Annotated in this window: 14 protein-coding genes; 4 read left to right on the top strand and 10 right to left on the bottom strand. The window is 42.8% G+C overall.

Annotation, left to right across the window (positions count from 1 at the left end):
* Positions 1-69: 69 nt before the first annotated feature.
* Positions 70-1,617, top strand: a complete 1,548-nt coding sequence (locus G5A70_RS08495; protein ID WP_173749231.1) for an ASKHA domain-containing protein — start codon at positions 70-72, stop codon at positions 1,615-1,617.
* 80 nt (positions 1,618-1,697) lie between these two features.
* Here G5A70_RS08495 and G5A70_RS08490 read toward each other — a convergent pair whose 3' ends face one another.
* The 4 genes from G5A70_RS08490 to G5A70_RS08475 form a co-directional block, all read right to left on the bottom strand.
* Complete coding sequence (locus G5A70_RS08490; protein WP_173749230.1) at positions 1,698-5,762, bottom strand: family 16 glycosylhydrolase; 4,065 nt, start codon at positions 5,760-5,762, stop codon at positions 1,698-1,700.
* A 242-nt stretch (positions 5,763-6,004) separates the two neighbouring features.
* Positions 6,005-7,522 (bottom strand): glycoside hydrolase family 31 protein, encoded by a 1,518-nt coding sequence (locus G5A70_RS08485; protein WP_173749229.1) that lies wholly within the window; start codon positions 7,520-7,522, stop codon positions 6,005-6,007.
* A 10-nt stretch (positions 7,523-7,532) separates the two neighbouring features.
* A complete protein-coding gene (locus G5A70_RS08480; protein WP_173749228.1) occupies positions 7,533-9,716 on the bottom strand; it encodes an alpha-galactosidase in 2,184 nt (727 codons plus the stop codon).
* A gap of 14 nt (positions 9,717-9,730) precedes the next feature.
* Complete coding sequence (locus G5A70_RS08475; RefSeq protein ID WP_173749227.1) at positions 9,731-10,525, bottom strand: Cof-type HAD-IIB family hydrolase; 795 nt, start codon at positions 10,523-10,525, stop codon at positions 9,731-9,733.
* 181 nt (positions 10,526-10,706) lie between these two features.
* Here G5A70_RS08475 and G5A70_RS08470 point away from each other — a divergent pair, with 181 nt between their 5' ends.
* Positions 10,707-11,516 (top strand): AraC family transcriptional regulator, encoded by an 810-nt coding sequence (locus tag G5A70_RS08470; RefSeq protein ID WP_173749226.1) that lies wholly within the window; start codon positions 10,707-10,709, stop codon positions 11,514-11,516.
* Between the two features lie 72 nt (positions 11,517-11,588).
* Here the strand turns inward: G5A70_RS08470 and trhA are convergent, their stop codons facing one another.
* Positions 11,589-12,275, bottom strand: a complete 687-nt coding sequence (gene trhA, locus G5A70_RS08465) for a PAQR family membrane homeostasis protein TrhA (protein WP_173749225.1) — start codon at positions 12,273-12,275, stop codon at positions 11,589-11,591.
* Positions 12,276-12,580: 305 nt separating this feature from the next.
* Here trhA and G5A70_RS08460 point away from each other — a divergent pair, with 305 nt between their 5' ends.
* Both G5A70_RS08460 and G5A70_RS08455 read left to right on the top strand, forming a co-directional pair.
* A complete protein-coding gene (locus G5A70_RS08460; protein WP_173749224.1) occupies positions 12,581-12,988 on the top strand; it encodes a Fur family transcriptional regulator in 408 nt (135 codons plus the stop codon).
* A 118-nt stretch (positions 12,989-13,106) separates the two neighbouring features.
* On the top strand, positions 13,107-13,649 hold the full coding sequence (locus tag G5A70_RS08455) for an NADH peroxidase (protein ID WP_173749223.1): 543 nt from the start codon (positions 13,107-13,109) through the stop codon (positions 13,647-13,649).
* 176 nt (positions 13,650-13,825) lie between these two features.
* On the opposite strand, the gene G5A70_RS08450 is transcribed toward G5A70_RS08455, so the two are convergent.
* From G5A70_RS08450 to G5A70_RS08430, 5 genes are read right to left on the bottom strand one after another with little or no spacing between them, the layout of a single operon-like run.
* Positions 13,826-15,667 carry an alpha-amylase family glycosyl hydrolase gene (locus G5A70_RS08450; protein ID WP_173749285.1) on the bottom strand — a complete coding sequence of 614 codons (1,842 nt, stop codon included), beginning with the start codon at positions 15,665-15,667 and terminating at the stop codon, positions 13,826-13,828.
* The gene (locus tag G5A70_RS08445; RefSeq protein ID WP_173749222.1) at positions 15,648-16,994 is read right to left on the bottom strand and encodes a glycoside hydrolase family 32 protein; all 1,347 of its coding nucleotides are present in this window, start codon (positions 16,992-16,994) and stop codon (positions 15,648-15,650) included. Before G5A70_RS08445 ends, G5A70_RS08450 begins: the two co-directional genes overlap by 20 nt.
* A gap of 36 nt (positions 16,995-17,030) precedes the next feature.
* On the bottom strand, positions 17,031-17,891 hold the full coding sequence (locus G5A70_RS08440) for a carbohydrate ABC transporter permease (protein WP_173749221.1): 861 nt from the start codon (positions 17,889-17,891) through the stop codon (positions 17,031-17,033).
* Positions 17,891-18,763: a carbohydrate ABC transporter permease gene (locus G5A70_RS08435; protein ID WP_173749220.1), complete on the bottom strand. Its 873-nt coding sequence runs from the start codon at positions 18,761-18,763 to the stop codon at positions 17,891-17,893. The genes G5A70_RS08440 and G5A70_RS08435 overlap by 1 nt, the downstream gene beginning before the upstream one ends.
* A 23-nt stretch (positions 18,764-18,786) precedes the next feature.
* Entirely contained in the window at positions 18,787-20,163 is a 1,377-nt protein-coding gene (locus G5A70_RS08430) for an ABC transporter substrate-binding protein (protein WP_173749219.1), read from the bottom strand.
* Positions 20,164-20,338: the final 175 nt, after the last annotated feature.

Genomic DNA, 20,338 nt, shown 5'->3' with positions numbered 1-20,338 from the left:
CAATATGGTGGTTACTTAGTATTCGCTGTACTAGACAAACGACTGAAATAAATAACCGGAGGAAAACCCATGACTGGATTATGCCGAAAAGAATATCTGGAACTGATACCGCCTACAGAAGACGATTCCCGTTCCGCACAAGTACGCATTTTTGATGCACTCGCCAAACTGAAGGAACCTATACAGTTTTCCGTAAAATCTCTGCGTCAGCTTTCTGCAATCTGCCAAACGGCCGACTGGAAAATCACCGTCTCTTTAAGCTGGGACGGCTCCCGATGGCTTATTACAAATCTGGAAGCCGGAGATACCACTTCGGTACTCTATGGACTGGCTGTGGATTTAGGCAGTACCACCGTTGTATTGCAGTTGGTCGATTGCCATACCGGAAAGCTTCTGACTCAGGAAAGCGTACGAAATCACCAGCGGGATAAAGGGCTGGAAATTTTGTCCCGGATATTTTATACCAAAGACCGCCCGGACCACCTGGAAGAACTGCGGCAGCTGACTTTAAAAAGTATTCTGGAGGGCATGGAAACTATTAAAAACCGCACAAATATAGACGTATACCAGTGTGGCTCCATGGTAATTTCCGGAAATAATGCCATGATTCATTTTCTCACAGGCTTAGACCCTCTTCCCATTTTTGCCTCTCCCTATGCAGTATGGGCGGACCAGCTTGGATTCTGCCCTGCTTCCGATTTGGAACTCCCCCTCTCCTGTCCCGTATATCTGGTTCCTGCCAGAGCCAATTATCTGGGCGGCGATATTATCAGCGGTCTTATGGATGTCGATATTCAGGAAAAAGAGGGAATTCAGGCATTCTTTGATGTGGGAACAAACGGAGAGCTGGTGATTGGTAATCGGGACTTTCTCCTCTGCGGTGCAGGAGCCGCCGGACCTGCCCTGGAAGGTGAAGCCGTACGCACAGGTATGCGGGCAGCTAAAGGCGCCGTAACCCAGGTGCGTCTAAATCACGGAGAATTCTCTTTAACTGTCCTGGGCAATGTCCCGCCTGCCGGAATCTGCGGCTCCGGAATTGTAGATTTACTCGCAGAATTATATCTCAATGGCTGGGTAGATAACAGAGGAAAACTGATGCCGGAAATGTCAGATAAAATTGTCTGGCAACCCGACGAAGAGGAATATGCGGTGTGCTATGGACCAAAACTCTGGTTCTATGAAACGGATATTCAAGAGTTTTTGAAAGCAAAAGCCGCTGCCAGCACTATGGTACAAATCCTGCTGCAGCAAATAGGCTTAACTGTAGACGATGTGGAAAATTTCTATATGGCAGGGGCCTTTGGAATTCATATCCATAAAGAATCCGCAGTCGCTATCGGTATGTATCCCGATATTCCCCCGGAACGTATCCATCAGGCAGGAAACACGTCTCTAAACGGTGCCGTCAAACTGCTTCTGAACCGAAGCCTGATAGAAAAAATTCCAGACCTTTTGTCCAGGATGACGTATGTGCAGTTCGGTGCGGTAGAGAACTTTCTGCACGAAATGGTAGCCGCCACAGCTATTCCTCATACCAATTTAGAAGCTTACCCCACAATAGAAGCCGCCCGAAAGCTGCGCATGACTGAGAATGCAGCGGCGAAAACTTCGGACTAACTCTATATACAAAAATTAAAAAGAAGGACTGTCGTCCCCATACCTTTTTTGTATGAAAACAGCAGTCCTTCTTTAAATAATTAATGATGTTTTTTCTTTTTTATCGTCAGCGTAAGAATAACACCCCCTGCTATGGCTACAGCCATAACCCACATTCCCGTTTGCATTTCATCTGCAGTTTTTACTCCTTTGGAAGGTTTATTATTACTTCCCGAAGAATTGGACGGTTTTATAATTGGATTTTTTTCAGTATTTTTCTTAATTTTAACAACAGCTTCTCCGTGCTTATTTTTGTCTGATTTTGCAATTGCCTTTACTCTAATTTCCTGTGCAGTTTCTGTTTTACTGACTGTCAAAACTCCTTCCTGATTTATTTTTGTTTCTCTGCTCTTGTTTCCGGATAACTCCCAAGTAACATCCTTAGTCACTTCTCCTTTACTTACAATTTCAACAGTAAATGCCTTAGTCTCTCCTGCCTTAACCTCTGCTTCACCCGGAACAACTTTTACTTCTAAAATTTCTCCTGGCTGAGGATTCGGATTCTCTTTTGCTTTTACTGTAATCTTTTGTTTTACTGTCTTCGTTACTCCGTTTTCCGTATAGGATATTTCTATTTCTTTGTCGGTTGTTTTCAATGGTTCTTTGCTGTAGATAATGGATTCTGTCACATCTTTTTCTGTTCCGTCACTGTATTTTGCCGTTATCTGCATTCCTTTCGCATCAAAAACTTCCCCTTCCATATACTCTGTCTTTTTCGGAGTCTTTGTGATTTCTATTTCGTCCAGTGTTACTTCGGGCTTCGGATTTTCCTTTACCGTAATCTTTTGTTTTACTGTCTTCGTTACTCCGTTTTCCGTATAGGATATTTCTATTTCTTTGTCGGTTGTTTTCAATGGTTCTTTGCTGTAAACAATGGATTCTGTCACGTCTTTTTCTGTTCCGTCGCTGTATTTTGCCGTTATCTGCATTCCTTTCGCGTCAAAAACTTCCCCTTCCATATACTCTGTCTTTTTCGGAGTCTTTGTGACTTCTATTTCGTCCAGCAATACTTCCGGCTCTGGAATGTCCGCTCCTTTTTCCTGAAGAAATGTTACTTTTGCTAACTGAATATCTGTATTCTGGACTTTCGTAATTTCTCCATTCTCCTGTGTATATTCTGCGCCTTCGTAATCCGGAAACTCAATTTTCACATAATTTGTTCCCTCCGGAAGTCCGTAAGCATCAAAAGTATGCCTTGCATAAGAAGGATTTGGCTCTGGAAAATTATCTACTATCTTAACATTCCCAAATTCGGTCCACTCATTTCCGTCAGCAGAGGTGTAAATCTTAAAGTCCACTTCACTACCCTCCCTTAAAGAGGAACGCATAGATTTTCCTTTAAGGTCGCCAACAGAAGACGGGAATTTCACACCCTTTATTGTCTGATAATAAGCGGTCAGATGTACATCTTTCACCTCCGGTATATGATAAACCAAAAACTGCTCTTTTGCTCCTTGTTTTACAATAACCCGGCTATCTTCATACCTCGGCTGGCCTCCATAGTAAAAGTTATCTTTATTTTCATAAGTTTCTTTACCGTCAGATAACTCCTCTAAGCCGTCTGTATAAAATTCCGGTGCAATATAATAATCTGTATTTTTTCCGTCAACAATACTTTCCAGGTCATCAAAACGTACAACCGGCTGATCTGCTGTCTGATATACTCTTACCCAGTCTACCAGATAATCACTGTCCTGTTTTGTTTCCTGCTTCGTATAATCTACAGATCCAACCCATCCATCTCCTACCTGCGTTTCCAGAATTGCAAACATCGGACGAGTATGCATTCCATCACGCCCGTCACTCTTTGCAGTTGTAGTGCTGTGTACCTGTTTGCCATCTATAAAGAATTTAATAATTTCCGGACTCCACTCTACTTCAAAAACATGAAAATCCTGACACCATGCTTCATAATTCTTTGTCGAAATACCATCTGAGCCTTTATCTTTATCTAAAATGCCAAAGTGATTCGTAGTCCACGCATCCCATGCATCCTGTCCAAGATATTCCAGAACATCGATTTCGTCATGTCCTGTTTCATCCTGGGAAAGCATCCAAATGGCCGGCCAAATACCTTGAGAATCGTTGGGTTTCGCACGAACGGCCATACGCCCAAACTGGAAAGAGAACTTATTTTTTGATTCAATACGTCCGGAAGACCAGGTAACATGATTTTTTAACGTCTGATCTTGATATTGATCCCACCCTACTGCTTTAATTAACTTCTCTGTTGTTTCATGATTTTTAGAATTAATTGCTAAATAACTGTTTTCTCCATCTTTTTTAATACTTACCGCTTTTCTGTTATAGATAGCTCCATGGTTTGCCATTCCGTCAATAATATTCCATTTGGATTCATCCACAACATCTCCATTAAATTCATCGGACCAAACCAGCGTATCATATTGAGATTCCGGTTCTACATATTCCGGTTTAGATTCATCAAAATTTTTTCCTGTTGCCCAGATTTCAATTTCTGAATATTTTGCAGGACTGCTGCTGTCCTTATTTACTGTAAATCGGACATATTTTCCCAGTTTTCCTTCGCCTAAATCTATCACTGTCATATCCGGACTTTGAGTCCAATTTTCTTTATAAAATACCACTTCTCCTTCATTCGTTGGTGATGAAGAAACAGACACTTTTACAGATTGATAACTTCCCTCTTCCAGTTTAAACTTAATTTCTTTCATAAAATAGCTGTTTCTATATTCAAATTGCAGCCACCGGTTTCCAAGGCTATTATGAACTGCATAATTTTTATCTACCTGTCCATCTGTAATAGCTTCGATATTTGTTGGTGTCAGCCCTCGAACATACGGAATTTTTCCAGCTGCAATGTTTTTCGCTTCTTCCTCCGGCGGTGGTGTCGGAAGTTCAGATTTTGGAATAGAAGCAATGACCTCGATTTCATTAAACAAAATACCATTGCTATATCCTTTCCAGGAACTGTTCGTATTTTGAATATAATGACCTTTTCCCCAGATACGAATATATTGTGCCTTTACCGGACTTTCCAGAACGATAGACTGCGGAGCCCCTTTATGAGATGCCATTTCTTCATAATCGTTTTCCTCATAAACAACTACACTATCTGAAAAATCCGCTGTAGAAGCCAACTCTACTTTTACATTTTTAAATGTAGACACTGCTGCCGGATAGGTGTTTCGATATAAATCTATCTTTTTTACATCTCGCTCTTTTCCAAAATCATACTGCAAATACACAGAATCCCATCCTGAATAACCATTATCATTTCCTCCGGCTTCTGTACCCGCAATAATTTTTGTATTATTAGAATCATCATCACTGCCCGCTTTCATACCATCTGTGGCACTGGATGGGTTCTGTATCAGTACCTGCGGTACCGTAGGTCCCCCCACGACAATTTTATGTGTACTGTTTGTAGTTGGCTGTAATCCTAACATAATATTTGCATCTACCAGTTCCTCTCCCGGTTCTGGTTCCGGTTCCGGCTCTGTCATCGGCACAACAGCGCTTACCTCAATCTCATTAAACAACACACCATTACTGTATCCCTTCCAGTCACTGTTCGTGTTCTGTATATAATGGCCTTTTCCCCATACTCGCAGATATCTTCCCTCTGTTCCTGCAGGCAACACCACCGTCTGAGCCTGTCCTTTTGTATCTACACTTTCCTCAACATCTGCTGTTTTATATACGACATAACTGTCTGTAAATTCTTCATTGGATGCAATTTCTACTTTTACTTCTTTAAAAGTTGATATTGCATTATCATAAGTGTTACGATACAGGGAAATTTCTTTAAGTTCATAAATTTCCCCAAAATCGTATTGCAGATATACCGGCTGCCACTGAGAATACCCATTATCTTCAGTATCCGGCCTCTCTTCTCCAGCAACAATTTTCGTATTATTGCCGTCCTCATTGCTTCCCGATTTGTTGCCATCTGTAGCTGCAAGAGGATTTATGATTTCCCCCGCATTTGTTTTGGGCTCAAGCCCTTCCATAACATTTCTTGTTTCTGTTTCTGCTTTTACCGTAACAGGAAACATGTCCCCAAGGCAAAGCACCAATACCAAAAACATAGCAAGTTTTTTGGTTAATTTTGCTTTCTTGCTCATAAAATTGCTCCTCTCTTTTTCTTTTTCGCCGTTAACCACAAACAAACTGTGATTTTCTTCTAGATAGTATACACATTAACATATACCTTTTCTTTCTCACATGTTATTTTGTATTGTTTTTATATCTTTTTGTTATTTCTTTCACCACTTTGCCGTTCTATTACTATAATCGCAGAACTACCCGGATAAAAAATGCGGGATATCCGGCAATCATTTCCGGATATCCCGCGTCTTCTATTCTTTTATTTTTCTATCTTTTCCAGAACTAACAAACCCTTTTCACTATTCAAACTCCATTCTTCCCCATTACTTTCCAGAATTCTGTCCTCCAGTTTCCACATTCCCCGCGGAAGCTGCACCATTCGGGACGTCACTCCTTTTTGCATCACCGGAGCCACCAACAATTTATCCCCTATCATAAACTGATTCATGGTCTTTTCCATGCCCTGTCCCGGAAATACATATTCCATATGACGCACTACAGGCTCTCCTGTTTCATAAGCATACTGAACAGTTTCTAAAAGAACAGGCAGATATTTCTCCCGTACCTTCATGGCTGCCAGTACCTTTTCATAATCTTCTTTCCCCAACAATCTCCACGGTGCCGCAGAAAACTGCATGACCGGCATCAGCGCAGCAATTTCGCAATATCTGACAAACAATTCCGCGTCAAAACATTCCCCGCTGTTTTCCTGAAAACTGAGATATTCGCCGCCGCCAATCATGTCCGGACTGCCAAAAGGATGGCCGGTAAGTCCCTGAAGCAGCATACCAGGCATTAAACCGCCTATACCACGCTCATCCCAGGTATGATGTTTATCACACAGCCGCTGCATAAGAGAATATCCCCCCGTCTTAAAGCAAACCCGAAGTTCATTAAAGGCATACTGCTCTCCGAAAGCCGCCCACAACCTTGAAAGTTCATCTGTATTTGCTTTTTTATAAAGCCGGTCTCCCTCTGTATAGTAATAAGAGTCTCCTGCATCGAACTTAAAACCATCAATTCCCATCTCCTGCAGGACATCCAACTGTCCTTTCAGCCACTCCAGCGCTTTGGGATTGGTTAAATCCAGTGCTGCCGAATAGCCATTCCACCATTCCAGAATTCTTGGCTTGCCTTCCGGTGTCTCTATTAACAAATGCTTATCTCTGGTCTCCCGGTATTCTACGGTATCAGGAGTAATAAAAGGACAAATCCAGACCATGACCTGAAAGCCCATTTTATGAAGCTCTTCTATCATCTTCCTGGCTTCCGGAAAATTATCTTTCCGAAACTGCCACTTTCCGTAATAAGGGGACCAGCCGTCATCAATCATTAAAATTCCCGTCGGCAGCCCATGCTCCAAAATTCCTCTGGCATACTCCAGAATCCTGTTCTGCTCCTGATAAAAAGTCATTTCTATCCAGGTGTTGTAAACAGGAGCTTCAAAGAATCTTTTAGAAAGCCGGATTTCATGAAAAGGAAAATGCTGTTTCATAGCTTCCAGATACGCCCCTCTTAAAGAATCATATCCCTCCTTTAAAAGGATTTCACAGTCCCCTTCTGCTTGAATCATTCCTTTGTGAAACTGAATTTGAAAGCCTTTCTCACTCCATATATATCTTCCCTTTGTGGAAAGAAACAGCGGCATTATCTGATTGGCTGTGGGATTTTCTCTGAAATCCCATTCCACGGAATCTTCCTCTCCAATCGGTTGTTTATAGCTTTCATACACTGCACCGCCATACCAAAATTCATTTTCCAAAAACTTTGCCTGCATACGGACGCTCCTATTCACACACCAACAGATGGATTTGTACAGCCTGATAATCATCGCCCATAACCGGAATCGGATAACCTCCATTCATCAGTGCTGCGCCTGAGAATTTCTCCTGACTTCCCTCAACCTGATACATCATGTCTGCTTCCAAACCTCTTGCATATACCGTATGCAGTATAGGATTTGCCTTTGTTCTAAGCACTACCACATTCAGCAAAGCTTCCTTTTTATCTGCTGAAACGAATTCCCATGCCACAAACGGTGATTTCCTGCCGTCATCTGTAAGACGATAATAATCTCCATTCTGAATCAGGTCATAATATTTTTTAAATGCTTCAATCTGTTCTTTCACTGTCTGTTTATCTTCTTCTGACAGCTTTGTGATATCCAGTTCATAACCAAAGGTTCCTGACATAGCCACCACTCCCCTGGTTTTCATGGACACACTGCGTCCTGTCTGATGGTTCGGGCATACCGACACATGAGCGCCCATGGTGGAAACCGGATACGCAAAAGAAGTACCATACTGTATTTCCAGACGTTCCACTGCATCCGTATCATCACTGCACCAAATCTGCGGATGATAATACATCATACCCGCATCGAATCTTCCGCCTCCGCCACTGCAGCCTTCAAACAGCACATTGGGAAATCTCTGTGTAATTTTTTCCAGAAAATCATACAGACCCAGGATAAAGCGGTGGAACACTTCTCCCTGACGTTCTGCAGGCAAAAGCGCAGACCATACGTCTGTCAAATGTCGGTTTGCATCCCATTTTACATACTCAATATTAGAGCTTTCCAGAATTTCACACATTCTGTCAAAGATATAAGTTCTCACATCTTCCCTTGAAAAATCCAGAACAAGCTGCTGTCTTCCTCTGGTTGGGGCTCTTCCCGGAATCTTCAAAGCCCAGTCCGGATGTGCCCGGTATAAATCACTGTCCTCGGAAATCATTTCCGGCTCAAACCAGATACCGAATTTCAATCCGATTTCATTTACTCCGTCTACCAGGTCTTTCAGCTTTCCTCCCAGTTTCTTTTCATTGACAAACCAGTCCCCCAGTCCGCTGATGTCATCCTCTCTCTTGCCAAACCAGCCGTCATCCATAACCAGCATTTCAATGCCCAGTTTTTTTGCTTCTCTGGCAATATCCAGGAGTTTTTCTGTATTAAAGTTGAAATAAGTAGCTTCCCAGTTGTTAATCAGAATCGGACGGCGTGCTGTCTTATATTTTCCTCTGCATATATGGTAACGAATAGCTTTATGATAATTCCGGGACAGTGTTCCAAGTCCTTCTGAAGAAAAACTAAGCATAACCTCCGGTGCAGTAAAGGATTCCTGAGGCTGAAGTTCAAACTGAAACTGCGCGTCATGGATTCCCATCGTCATACGGGTACAGTCTGCCTGTGTTACCTCTGCCTCTGCCGCAAAGTTTCCGCTGTATACAAAAGAAGCGCCGTAACAGTTTCCATGGTCTTCCCCCGCATCATGCGCACATAATACCACAAAAGGATTGTGCTGATGACTGGAAAATCCCCTTCTGCTGCCCACACTCTGAATGCCATGATGAAGAGGTATCCGCTCCATAATTCTTTCCATAGCGTGTCGTCCATAGAAATGTACAAAATCCATATCTTTGTTGTTAAAATCCAGGCACATAGAGTAAGCTCTCAAAAGATTTACCTTATCCTCGCCTTTATTCACAATTTTGCAGGCTCTTGTAATCACATCCAGGTTTTCAAACACACCGTAATACAAAATCACTTCCAGTTTTTTGTATACGTCCTGCAGCACCACTTCCAACGTCTGCACATTCTCTTCTCCCTGGTACATGGCAGGCAGTCCTTCCAGCTCATACTTCCCTTCTTTTATCTCATGGGAAACATATTTTAAATCCGTCACCTGACTGCCGTCTGCATAAGCCACCCGTAGACAGTCATTTCTGAAATCTCCGGTTCCGTAAGAAGGATATTCCAAAAGCTGCGTATCCAACGAATATCCCTTATCCGTAATTCCATCGGGATTTCCGGAAAATCCCCTGTCAATACATCTGGCCAGGTAAGACATATCCGAATCCCCCACATAAGGTCCATAATATGTATGAATAAGAAAATCTCTGTCTACCTTCATCTGATAAGTAGAATGTTTGGTGTGAAGAGAAAATATCTGATTATTACAACTGATTGCCATTTTTCTGCCTCCTTTTAAATCAGGTCAAAATGTTTCATTGCCCTGTAGATTCCATCTTCCCTGATGGGTGTTGTTACATAAGAACAGATGTCTTTTACTGCCTGTTCGGCGTTTCCCATAGCCACACTGTTTGGCACAGCCTCCAGCATAGCCCTGTCGTTTTCACTGTCTCCGAACACATAACAGTTTTCCTTTTTCCCGCCCAGATAATCACAGATAAACTGAATTCCTGTTGCCTTTGAATAATCTTTCTGCACCACTTCATACATATGATGAAGCCTGTCTATGCAGACAAAATGCCGGGACAAATATTCCAGAAGGGCCTGCCGGGTCTCCTTTTCTTTCAGGATAATCAGCAGCTTATCGTACACCAGACTGTCGCTTGCCAACACTTCCCCAATATCTCTTCCTTCTATCTGGAAAGTGCTTCGCGCCACTTCCTCCCATTTTTCCAGTTCAGGCATTTCCCTGTCCATATAAATGGCATCAGAAGCCTCATAAAAAACCGGCACATGATGGCTTCGCACTTCCTTCGCCACTTCTTTACAAAGCGAATTGGAAAGTCTGGCTGCCAAAAGTTCCTCTCCCCGGAGAAAAATATGGGTTCCGCAGCCACAGATATATCCGTCAAACCCCATATTCAGCAATTCCTTAGGGAGACTCTTTTTTGTCCTTCCTGTGTTGATAAACAGAAGATGACCTCTCTTATGTGCCAGATGCAGTGCTTCTCTTGTACTGTCCGGCATTTTTCCGTCTTCTTCTGTTATAAGTGTCCCGTCTATATCAAAAAACAACATTTTTGTATCCATCTGCTTTTCTCCTTTTCGTGTTTTCTGCTTTCATTATAGTCCTCTTTTAAAAACACCGTCAATGTGCAAACGGAATTCTGTCATTGCTGTTCTCTCCTGTTTATTATATAATTTCATAGAAAATGTTGCTATGTGATTTTGTATCTAAAAATTGTTGATTTGTTGCATAAAGGAGTCAAAAATGGAACAAGATATACCCCCGGAACAGGCTTATCTGTCCGTATATTTTTGTGGAAAAGAAAACTGCGAGCCCGGTCATTCCTTTGGCCCTGCTGTCCGCCCTCACTATCTGCTTCATGTAGTTTTAGACGGCAAAGGTTTTTACCGAAAGAACGGTGTGACTTATTCCCTGCACAAGGGCGACGCTTTTCTGATTCCCCCCATGGAATCCACCTATTACGAAGCGGACCAGGAAGACCCCTGGACCTATGCCTGGGTGGGCTTTGACGGAAAAAACTGTAAACAGACACTGCGCCAGACCGTTTTTTCTCATTCCTTTGTCTTTTTAAACAGTGTCCCGGAAAAAACAACCCAGATTTGTGACGCTATGGCCTTTCTGCTGCAGTCCTTCCAAAATCCCCACGGAAATCAGCTTCAGCTTACAGGAAGTCTGCTTCTTCTGCTTTCTCATATGCGAAATACCGTTGACGGGAAACGGGAGGAATTCACACACCGATACTTTCAAAAAGCCCAGGAATACATTGAAAACAACTATTCGTATGATATCAAAATTTCTGATATTGCCCGCCATGTGGGCATTGACCGCACTTACTTATACAGGATTTTTATGGAAGAAGAACAGCTTTCCCCCAAGCAGTACCTGATGCAGCACCGCATACGAATCGCCACACAAATGCTGTCCTCTGCTTCCTATACCATTACAGAAATTGCATTTTCCTGCGGATTTAAAGATTCTCCCTCTTTTTGTAATCATTTCAAAAAACAGGTGGGAATCTCACCTCGCAAATTTCGCCAGAACTTTTTAAAATAGATAGAAACAGAGCTTCCGAAAATCCACATTTCGTATTTTCAGAAGCCCTGTTATCCACATTTTTATTTTGTTTTACACATGAATTGGCATTACAAAGAAGTACATTACAATAAAATGACAAATGCTGCCGCCCATGACAAATAAATGAAAAATTTCATGAGAACCAAAATTTTTATGTTTAGAATTAAACAAAGGTAATTTCAGCGCATAGATAATTCCGCCCACGGTATAAATAATTCCCCCTGCCAAAAGCCAACCGAATCCCGCCGGGGAAAGGGACTGTACAATGGGAATAAAAGCAAATACACACAGCCATCCCATACCAATATAAATCACAGAAGAAAACCATTTCGGACAGGTAATCCAACAAGCCTTAACAACAATTCCGATGAATGCAACCGTCCACACTGCTGCACAGAGCATAATCCCTGTTTTTCCCTGCAGAACAATCAGACACACCGGCGTGTAACTTCCTGCAATCAAAATAAAAATCATCATGTGGTCCATTTTCCGCAGCCTCCGGTTCACCTTCTCCGTAGAATCTACGGTATGGTAAATGGTGCTGGCCGCATACAAAAGTATCATACTCAATATGAAAATACTCATGGCAATCATATGAATATGATCCGGCTCTCTGGCCGCCTTTATAAGCAGCGGCAGCGCTGCCAGCAAGGCCATAACACAGCCTATAAAATGGGTAATGGCACTTCCCGGTTCTTTAATTTTAAATTTTCTGCTGCGTTCTGTACTGATTTTCATACTCTCCACTCCTTTGCTTCTGAATTGTCAATCTGCTCTCTTATGTTAGTATATTCAAAACTTTGGTTCTTAACACCATTTATAGATATCTATATTTCATCATGTAGTTTTTAAAACCACTTATTGATATTTAGTATACTACACCTTTTTTTAAGAAATTGCAATACAGAATCTTTGAAACACAAAATAATTTATTATTTTTTTCTTTTTTGTACTTGACTTTTTTTATCAAGTATGATAAATTGATTACAGTAACAATTACTATTATTAATCAGTCAGCTTTCACTGGCAGAAAGGAGAACTTTATGGCTGCTTTAAAATACAGCCGGCAGCGGGAATGTATCAGAGCATTTATACAGAGCTGTCAGGACCACCCTACCGCAGACACTGTGTATGCAGGAATCAAAGCCGAATTTCCAAATATCAGCCTTGGTACCGTATACCGGAATCTTTCACTTCTGGTAGAACTCGGTGAAATTGCAAAGATTTCCACAGGCGACGGCCCGGACCGTTTTGACTGTAATACAAAACCCCACAGCCACTTTATCTGCACTCATTGTCATTGTATTCAGGACATAGAGCTTGCTGATATAGACTGTATAAAAGAACAGGCCGCCCGGAATTTTGACGGAACGATTACTGCACACACCACTACTTTCTATGGCATTTGCAGACACTGTGCAGAAACAAAAAAGTTCAAAAAAAGTAGTTGACAATTTTACTCAAGTATGATAAATTAAAATAGTAATCATTACTATTATTAATAAAAAACCTGGCATAAGCCAGATTTAATAACAAACAAAATTTCAATAAGAAAAGGAGATTATCATTATGAAAAAATTTGTATGCAGCGTATGTGGTTATGTTTATGAAGGCGAAACAGCTCCTGAAAAATGTCCAGTTTGCGGCGTAGGCGCTGAAAAATTTGTAGAACAGTCTGCAGAAAGAAGCTGGGCTGCTGAGCACGTTGTAGGTGTTGCACAGGGCGTTAGCGAAGATATCTTAGCTGATTTAAGAGCAAACTTTGAAGGTGAATGTTCTGAAGTTGGTATGTACCTGGCTATGGCAAGAGTTGCTCACAGAGAAGGTTATCCTGAAATCGGTTTATACTGGGAAAAAGCTGCTTATGAAGAAGCAGAACATGCTGCTAAATTCGCTGAATTATTAGGCGAAGTTGTTACAGACAGCACAAAGAAAAACCTGGAAATGCGTGTAGAAGCAGAAAACGGCGCTACAGCTGGTAAATTCGACCTGGCTAAACGTGCAAAAGCTGCGAACCTTGATGCTATCCATGATACTGTTCATGAAATGGCAAGAGACGAAGCTCGTCACGGAAAAGCATTTGAAGGTCTGTTAAAGAGATACTTCGGCTAATCAGACGGCTAACAAAATAAGAAATAGAAACATCTGGAGACTCGGGTATTTATCCGGGTCTTCTTTTATCATTCCCTCATAAAAAAGAACTGTCGCATCAAATAGCAGAAAATCTTTATACATTTTCCATATTATTTAATGCGGCAGCCTCAATCTTAACCGTATTTGTTTTTACACTATCCCCTCTTTGCCCAGACAAATCCATGTCCCGGCACCTGCACATCTTTCATTTCCATCTTCTCCCCTGTCATCAGGTTTCGGTACTCTCCGTCCTCCTGCATCCATGCTGTTCTGTCCTGGCTGCTGAAATTAAAGATTCCGAAGAATTTCTCCCCATCCCTTTCCCTCATGATACAGAGAATGGAATCATCATGCACGTCATAAGTATACACACTGGCTTTTGTATCAAACACAGCTTCCTGTCTGCGAAGTTTTTCCAGCCTGTTCAGTCCCATGAAAATCTTTCCTTCCACAGTATCTGCATGACCTCTCTTTGCTGCCAGATCCCAGTGAAACGCTCCCCTGTGAAGATAACGGGAATCCTCCCGCTTCAACGGATTGCCCTTATAGCTGTAATCATTCACCTGTCCGATTTCATCCCCGCTGTAGAGCATAGGAATTCCGGACTGGGTAAACATATAAGCGTGAAGCATCAAATCAAGCCCCACGGCCTTTTCCATTTTTTCCTCATCCTGCTCAAAGCCTGCGCTTTCCACACCGCACATAGACGCTGTAGTGCCGCAGAATCTGGCATCCTGAGTTACCGGATCATCATTGTAAAGCTCGCCCCGGCTGACACTGCCTTCATATTTTCCGGTGAAGAAATCATTCAAGTATCTCTTATGAGAAACCTCTTCCATCCCCCACCATTTCAGGGTATCAAAGTCCAGTCCCCATCCAATATCGTCATGGCACCGCAGGTAATTCAAAAATGTATATTCCTTTGGCAGCGTATTCACCACATCCATCTGTTGTTTCAGCAGCCGGATATCCTGGGTGGCCAGGCTGTGCCAAGTCGTCGCCATGGTCGTCACATTGTAAAGCATATGACACTCCGGCTTCTCCACCGTTCCAAAATAAGGCACCACCTTTTCCGGCTCCATTACCACTTCGCCCAGCAGAATCACGCTTGGGCACACAATTTCGCCAATCATCCGCATCATTCTTACAATGGTATGTACTCTCGGAAGATTCCTGCAGGAAGTTCCCAGTTCTTTCCAGATATAAGGCACTGCGTCAATACGGATAATATCAATTCCCTGATTGGCAAGATAGAGAAAATTATACATCATTTCATTAAATACCCTGGGATTTTTGTAATTCAAATCCCACTGATAAGGATAAAAGGTGGTCAGTACATAATGCTGCAGTTCCGGCAGGTAAGTAAAATTACCCGGAGCAGTGGTTGGAAATACCTGAGGCACCGTCTCCTCGTATTTCCCGGGTATATCATAGCTGTCATAGAAGAAATAACGGCTCATATACTCTCCGTCGCCCTGTCTCGCCTTCTTGGCCCATTCATGGTCCTCGGAAGTGTGATTCATGACAAAGTCCATGCACACATTCATATCCTTCCGGTGGCACTTGTCTGTCAGTGCCGCCAAATCCTCCATGGTACCAAGCTCCGGTTTCACCTTTCTGAAATCCGCCACCGCATAACCGCCGTCCGAGCGGCCTTCCGGAGAATCCAGAAAGGGCATGAGATGTATGCAGTTTACATTACAAGACTTCAGATAATCCAGTTTTTTCTGTACGCCCTTCAAATTTCCTGCAAAATTATCAAGATAGAGCATCATGCCCAACATATCGTTTTTCTTAAACCAGTCCGGATTTTCCTCTCTCTTTTTATCCCGGTTTTTCAGACTTGCCTTTCTCGCCTGATAATATTCATACATTTGAGAAGTCAGCTCTCCGAACATTTCCTCATTTCCGTATAATTCCATGTAAAGCCATCTCAGTTCATCCTGATGCTTTGCCATTCTTTCCTGAAAAACACTGTCACTTTTTTTCATTCTCATCATCCCACCCTGCTAAAATCTTCTCTATCGGTCCTGTCAGTTCCCTCTGAAGATTGTATACCACATTGCTGATGACATATTCGCCGTTATTTACGAAAATCTCTATGAGATTTTTATCCACAACAATATCCAGCCCATAGCTGCCTTTTAACTGCGGAGTGCTGCTTACCATCCGGTAATTTTTCCTGTTTCCAAACACTCTGCTTCTGTCCGCCTTTACACAATCCTCTTCCACATAAATCCTGTATCCGCCTATATCCAGCACATCTCCTTCTTTCAGAGTTGTCTGCACCCGGAAAGGCCGGTCATAATCTACATCTTTTCTGTTCTGTACTTCTTTCGACAGATACTTGTCTGCCTCCGTATGCATACGGAAATAAATATGTCCGTTCTGTACCTCCATCATTCTGGGCGTACACATCATACCGTTCCAGGTACCTCTCTCGCTGTCCTCTTTTACCGCCTCCGGCATACGCAGCCATGCCACCATAACCCGTCTTCCGTCTTTGTCCACATTGGTCTGTGGAGCATACAAGTCCAGTCCGTAATCCACAAACTGATATTCCTTTGGCAGTGACAATCCACATTCCCCTTCCCGGAAATCCACAAGTGTGCATATAGAATGATGTACATATTCCAAACCGTCTTCCAGAATATTCATGGGAGACCCCTGGAAAACATACTGTCCCTGGATTTCAAAAAGATCCGGACATTCCAGAATCGTTCCAAAATTCTCATGGCTGTACTGACTGACATATTCCCAGTTTACACCGTCCGCGCTCTTATAAAACAACACACGTCCTTTTTTCCCGGATATTGTGCTTCCCAGAATCATATAATACATATCCCCGTATTTCCATACCTTTGGGTCTCTGGTATGCGTGGCGTCTGCAATGCTTTCATCCCTGACAACCGGGATTATCTGCTTCTTCGCCCCCATGTTGTCAAAAGTAAATCCATCCTCTGAAACCAACATAGCCTGACTAGTCTCAAAAGCATCCCCTTTTGCGTGATGAATATCCTCATCCTCCGTTTCCAGATATTTTACCGCAGAATAATACAGGTACATTTTCCCATCCTTTTCCAGCGCGCTCCCTGAAAAAATTCCGTTTCTGTCATAATCCTTTGTGGGATACAGCGCCACACCCAGGTGATTCCAGTGCAGCAAATCCTCGCTTACTGCATGGCCCCAGTGCATGGTGCCCCACTCCGGCGCATAGGGGAAATACTGGTAAAACAAATGATATTTTCCTTTGTAGTAAATAAATCCATTTGGGTCATTGATCCAGTTTCCCGGTGCTCTTAAATGTAACGTGTCTTTTATCATAACCAGATACTCCCTTTCCTTAAATCCGTTCCAATCTTATTTTACCGCTCCAGCTACCACACCGCTGATAATCTGTTTCTGCAGTACCACATACAGAATCAGAATCGGGATAACACAAAGCAGCAGTCCTGCCATAATCGTTCCGTAATCTGCAGAATAAGTGCCGTAGAAACTGTAGGTGGACAGCGGCAGTGTCAAAAGCTTCTTGTCTGTCAATACCAGAGACGGCAGAAGGAAATCGTTCCAGAATGCCAGAGAGTTCAGGATTGCCATCGTAGAAATAATAGGTTTCAGCAATGGAAATACAATCTTAAAGAAAGTCTGCGCGCGGGTACAGCCGTCAATATAAGCCGCTTCTTCCAAAGCAACCGGCATGCTGCCCTTGATAAATCCATGGAACATAAAGACCGACATAGCCATGGAAAATCCGGTATGCATAAAAATCAGGGTGATTCTGTGGTTTAAGATATTCAAAGTACCGCCGTAAATACTTACCAGAGGAATCATGATGGCCTGAAAAGGAATAATCATGGACGCTACCATTAAGGAAAACGTCAGCTTTGATATCTTATTGTTATGGCGAACAATGTAGTAAGCCAGCATGGAAGCAAATAAAGTAACCAGTAAAGTTGCACTGACCGTTACAATCAGGGAATTTCCGAAAGCACGTGGGAAATCCATCTGGGTAAAGGCTTTTACAAAGTTGTCAAAAGACAGACCTTTGATGGTAAACAGCCAGGAAAACGGGCTTTTGATAATATCTCTCTTCTGCTTCAGGGAGTTGATAACTACCATTACAAATGGAAACATATAAGCCACAAATAATATAAGCAGCACTGCCATGGAAAGAATATTTGTTATTTTTTTCTTGGTTCCGCCAATCTTTGTCTCATTCATTATGCTTCAACCTCCCTCTTCTTTGTGAAGTATACCTGCAGGCCACTGATGCAGGCTACAATAACAAACAGGATAAATGCCTCTGCCTGTCCTACGCCGAACTGTCTGGAAGTAAACGCCTTTTCATACACATGCATAGCTGCCATTTCGGTTGTTCCGTAAGGCGCACCTGCGGTCAGAGAAAGGTTTACATCGTATACCATAAATGCTCTTGACAAGGTCAGGAACAGACAGATGGTAATGGAAGACATCATCAGCGGCATGATAATGTTTTTCAGCTTCACCCAGCCGGAAGCCCCGTCAATGCTGGCTGCTTCCATAACATCCTCGCTCAGTCCCATAAATCCTGCCACATAAATCAGAATCATGTAACCGGAAAGCTGCCATACCGATACTACCACCAAGGCCAGAAAGGCTTTGTTTGGTTCAGACAGCCAGGAAACTTCAAAGAAAGACCAGCCTGTGCTCTCTCCGATATTTACAAAAACTCTGGAAAATACAAACTGCCAGATATATCCCAGGACAATACCGCCGATTAAGTTCGGGGTAAAAAATCCTGCACGGAAGAAATTCTGTCCCTTAATGCCTCTGGTTAAGAGATATGCAATGGCAAAAGCCAGTACATTTACCAGAACCACAACGGCAATCACATACTTAAAGGTCAGTACCAGGGAACTCCAGAACTGTGCGTCCTTCATAACCCCTGCAAAATTTTCCAGTCCTATGAAATTCTTTACCTTAGACACACCGTTCCAGTCTGTCAGAGTCAGATATACACCATATAAAAAAGGTACAATCACTACTGCAAAGAAGCAAAACATGCCGGGTAGTGCAAACATGCAGAAGTCTTTTTTCTTATTATTTGATTTCATTCGCTCCGCCTTCTTTCTATCCTCTATTTCTGGTCAGCCCAGTATTTGTCTATAGATTTGATTAATTCCTCTCTGTCACTTCTGCCCGCCAGATATTTCTGCATGGCTGCTCCCAGTACAGACCAGTGATCGTTTGGCACAATCGCAGATGAATTAAAGGTTTTGCCGTCATGTGCCTTCTGGTAAATATCTCTGCTCAACGGATCCGCCGGCTCGTACGGATTGTTCTGGAATGGTGGAATCAGGCTGCTGGTTTTTACAATCATCTGCTGTCCGATTTCACTGTATACAATCCAGTTCAGGAATTCTTTTGCCGCCGCCTGTTCCTTCTCACTGGCAATCTGTCCGTCTATCATCACCTGCTTGGAAGGAGATGCCTGAATCTTGGAATTTACAAAGTCATTTTTGTCGTTATTCATGAAATATGGAAGAAATCCGTATTCGTCCGTTTCCTCTGCTCCCGCTTCTTCCAGATTCGGCCATGCCCAGTTTCCGTTGAACCAGAAAGCAGTCTTTCCATCTGCCAAATCTATGGCCATTTCGTCATAATCCGCCCCCAGAGGGTCAGCTTTTGCCACATTGTACTCCTTCAGCACATCAAACATATCTAAAAACTGGCTCATACGGTTATATTTTGTAAGGTCCAGGCTGCCATCCTTAATCTCTTCAATCACCTTCTGTGCTCCCGCTGAGGTTCCGTCCTCTGTCTCATAAATATACTGAAGCTGATGAGCGCCCAAAGACCAGTCCTCCTTCGCCATGGAAACCGGACGTTCCATCCCTGCGTCCGCCAGTTCTTTCAGCAATGCTTTAAAGTCATCTAAGGTCGTAATGGAATCCGGGTCAAATTCTCTTCCCAGTGTTTTCTCAATCACTGATTTGTTGTAAATAATACCTCTTCCTTCAATACAGAGAGGAAAGCTGTATACCTTTCCATTGACTTTTGTCACATAATCCTCCGCTTCGGAAATCCACTTTTCAGATGACAAATCCAGAGCTTTTTCCTCTGCCAGGGCAATGACATCCGTGGTATCCAGAATTGCCATTGTAGGCGGTGTTCCGGAGTTATACATACTTACCACCTTGGTATAAGGGGAATCTCCGTCTGTCACAGGCATAACCTCAATATGTACCCCGGCCTTTTCTTCAAACTGCGCCGCCATCTTTTCCAGCGCTGTCTGAATTTCCGCTTTGGAGTTCAGAAGAGTAATCTTGGTTCCATCCAATGAAGAATCATACTGGAAGGTGTCTGTAGAAGTATCAATAGGCACCTCCTTCTGTGTTTCGTTGGGGTCGTCCGGGTCACTGGCAAAACCAAAGGTACATCCTGTCAGTGTCGCTGCCCCCAGCACTGCGGCAAGTGCTGATGCCATCACTCTTGTCACGACTTTTTTCTTCATGATTTATTCCTCCTGTATCTTATGTAGTCGGGATTCTCCCGCTTTTTCATGCCTTTTTCAGCCGTCATATAACCGGTAAAGTAACCGGTTACTTTTGTAATTTCATACTAGCATAGAAACCTCTCTCCGTCAACGTCTTTGTGCAGTTTTTCCCCTTTTTGAAAAAACTTTGTAA

The organism is Blautia hansenii (genome assembly GCF_013304445.1).
Lineage (GTDB): Bacteria > Bacillota > Clostridia > Lachnospirales > Lachnospiraceae > Blautia.
The sequence above is the reverse complement of the archived record's forward strand: the minus strand, read 5'-3'. Positions and strand labels throughout refer to the sequence as shown.

Bases quoted from the DNA above. Each gene is read 5' to 3' on its own strand.
- G5A70_RS08495 (WP_173749231.1), top strand. From the start codon at position 70: ATGACTGGATTATGCCGAAAAGAATATCTGGAACTGATACCGCCTACA.
- G5A70_RS08490 (WP_173749230.1), bottom strand. From the start codon at position 5,762: ATGAGCAAGAAAGCAAAATTAACCAAAAAACTTGCTATGTTTTTGGTA.
- G5A70_RS08485 (WP_173749229.1), bottom strand. From the start codon at position 7,522: ATGCAGGCAAAGTTTTTGGAAAATGAATTTTGGTATGGCGGTGCAGTG.
- G5A70_RS08480 (WP_173749228.1), bottom strand. From the start codon at position 9,716: ATGGCAATCAGTTGTAATAATCAGATATTTTCTCTTCACACCAAACAT.
- G5A70_RS08475 (WP_173749227.1), bottom strand. From the start codon at position 10,525: ATGGATACAAAAATGTTGTTTTTTGATATAGACGGGACACTTATAACA.
- G5A70_RS08470 (WP_173749226.1), top strand. From the start codon at position 10,707: ATGGAACAAGATATACCCCCGGAACAGGCTTATCTGTCCGTATATTTT.
- trhA (WP_173749225.1), bottom strand. From the start codon at position 12,275: ATGAAAATCAGTACAGAACGCAGCAGAAAATTTAAAATTAAAGAACCG.
- G5A70_RS08460 (WP_173749224.1), top strand. From the start codon at position 12,581: ATGGCTGCTTTAAAATACAGCCGGCAGCGGGAATGTATCAGAGCATTT.
- G5A70_RS08455 (WP_173749223.1), top strand. From the start codon at position 13,107: ATGAAAAAATTTGTATGCAGCGTATGTGGTTATGTTTATGAAGGCGAA.
- G5A70_RS08450 (WP_173749285.1), bottom strand. From the start codon at position 15,667: ATGAGAATGAAAAAAAGTGACAGTGTTTTTCAGGAAAGAATGGCAAAG.
- G5A70_RS08445 (WP_173749222.1), bottom strand. From the start codon at position 16,994: ATGATAAAAGACACGTTACATTTAAGAGCACCGGGAAACTGGATCAAT.
- G5A70_RS08440 (WP_173749221.1), bottom strand. From the start codon at position 17,891: ATGAATGAGACAAAGATTGGCGGAACCAAGAAAAAAATAACAAATATT.
- G5A70_RS08435 (WP_173749220.1), bottom strand. From the start codon at position 18,763: ATGAAATCAAATAATAAGAAAAAAGACTTCTGCATGTTTGCACTACCC.
- G5A70_RS08430 (WP_173749219.1), bottom strand. From the start codon at position 20,163: ATGAAGAAAAAAGTCGTGACAAGAGTGATGGCATCAGCACTTGCCGCA.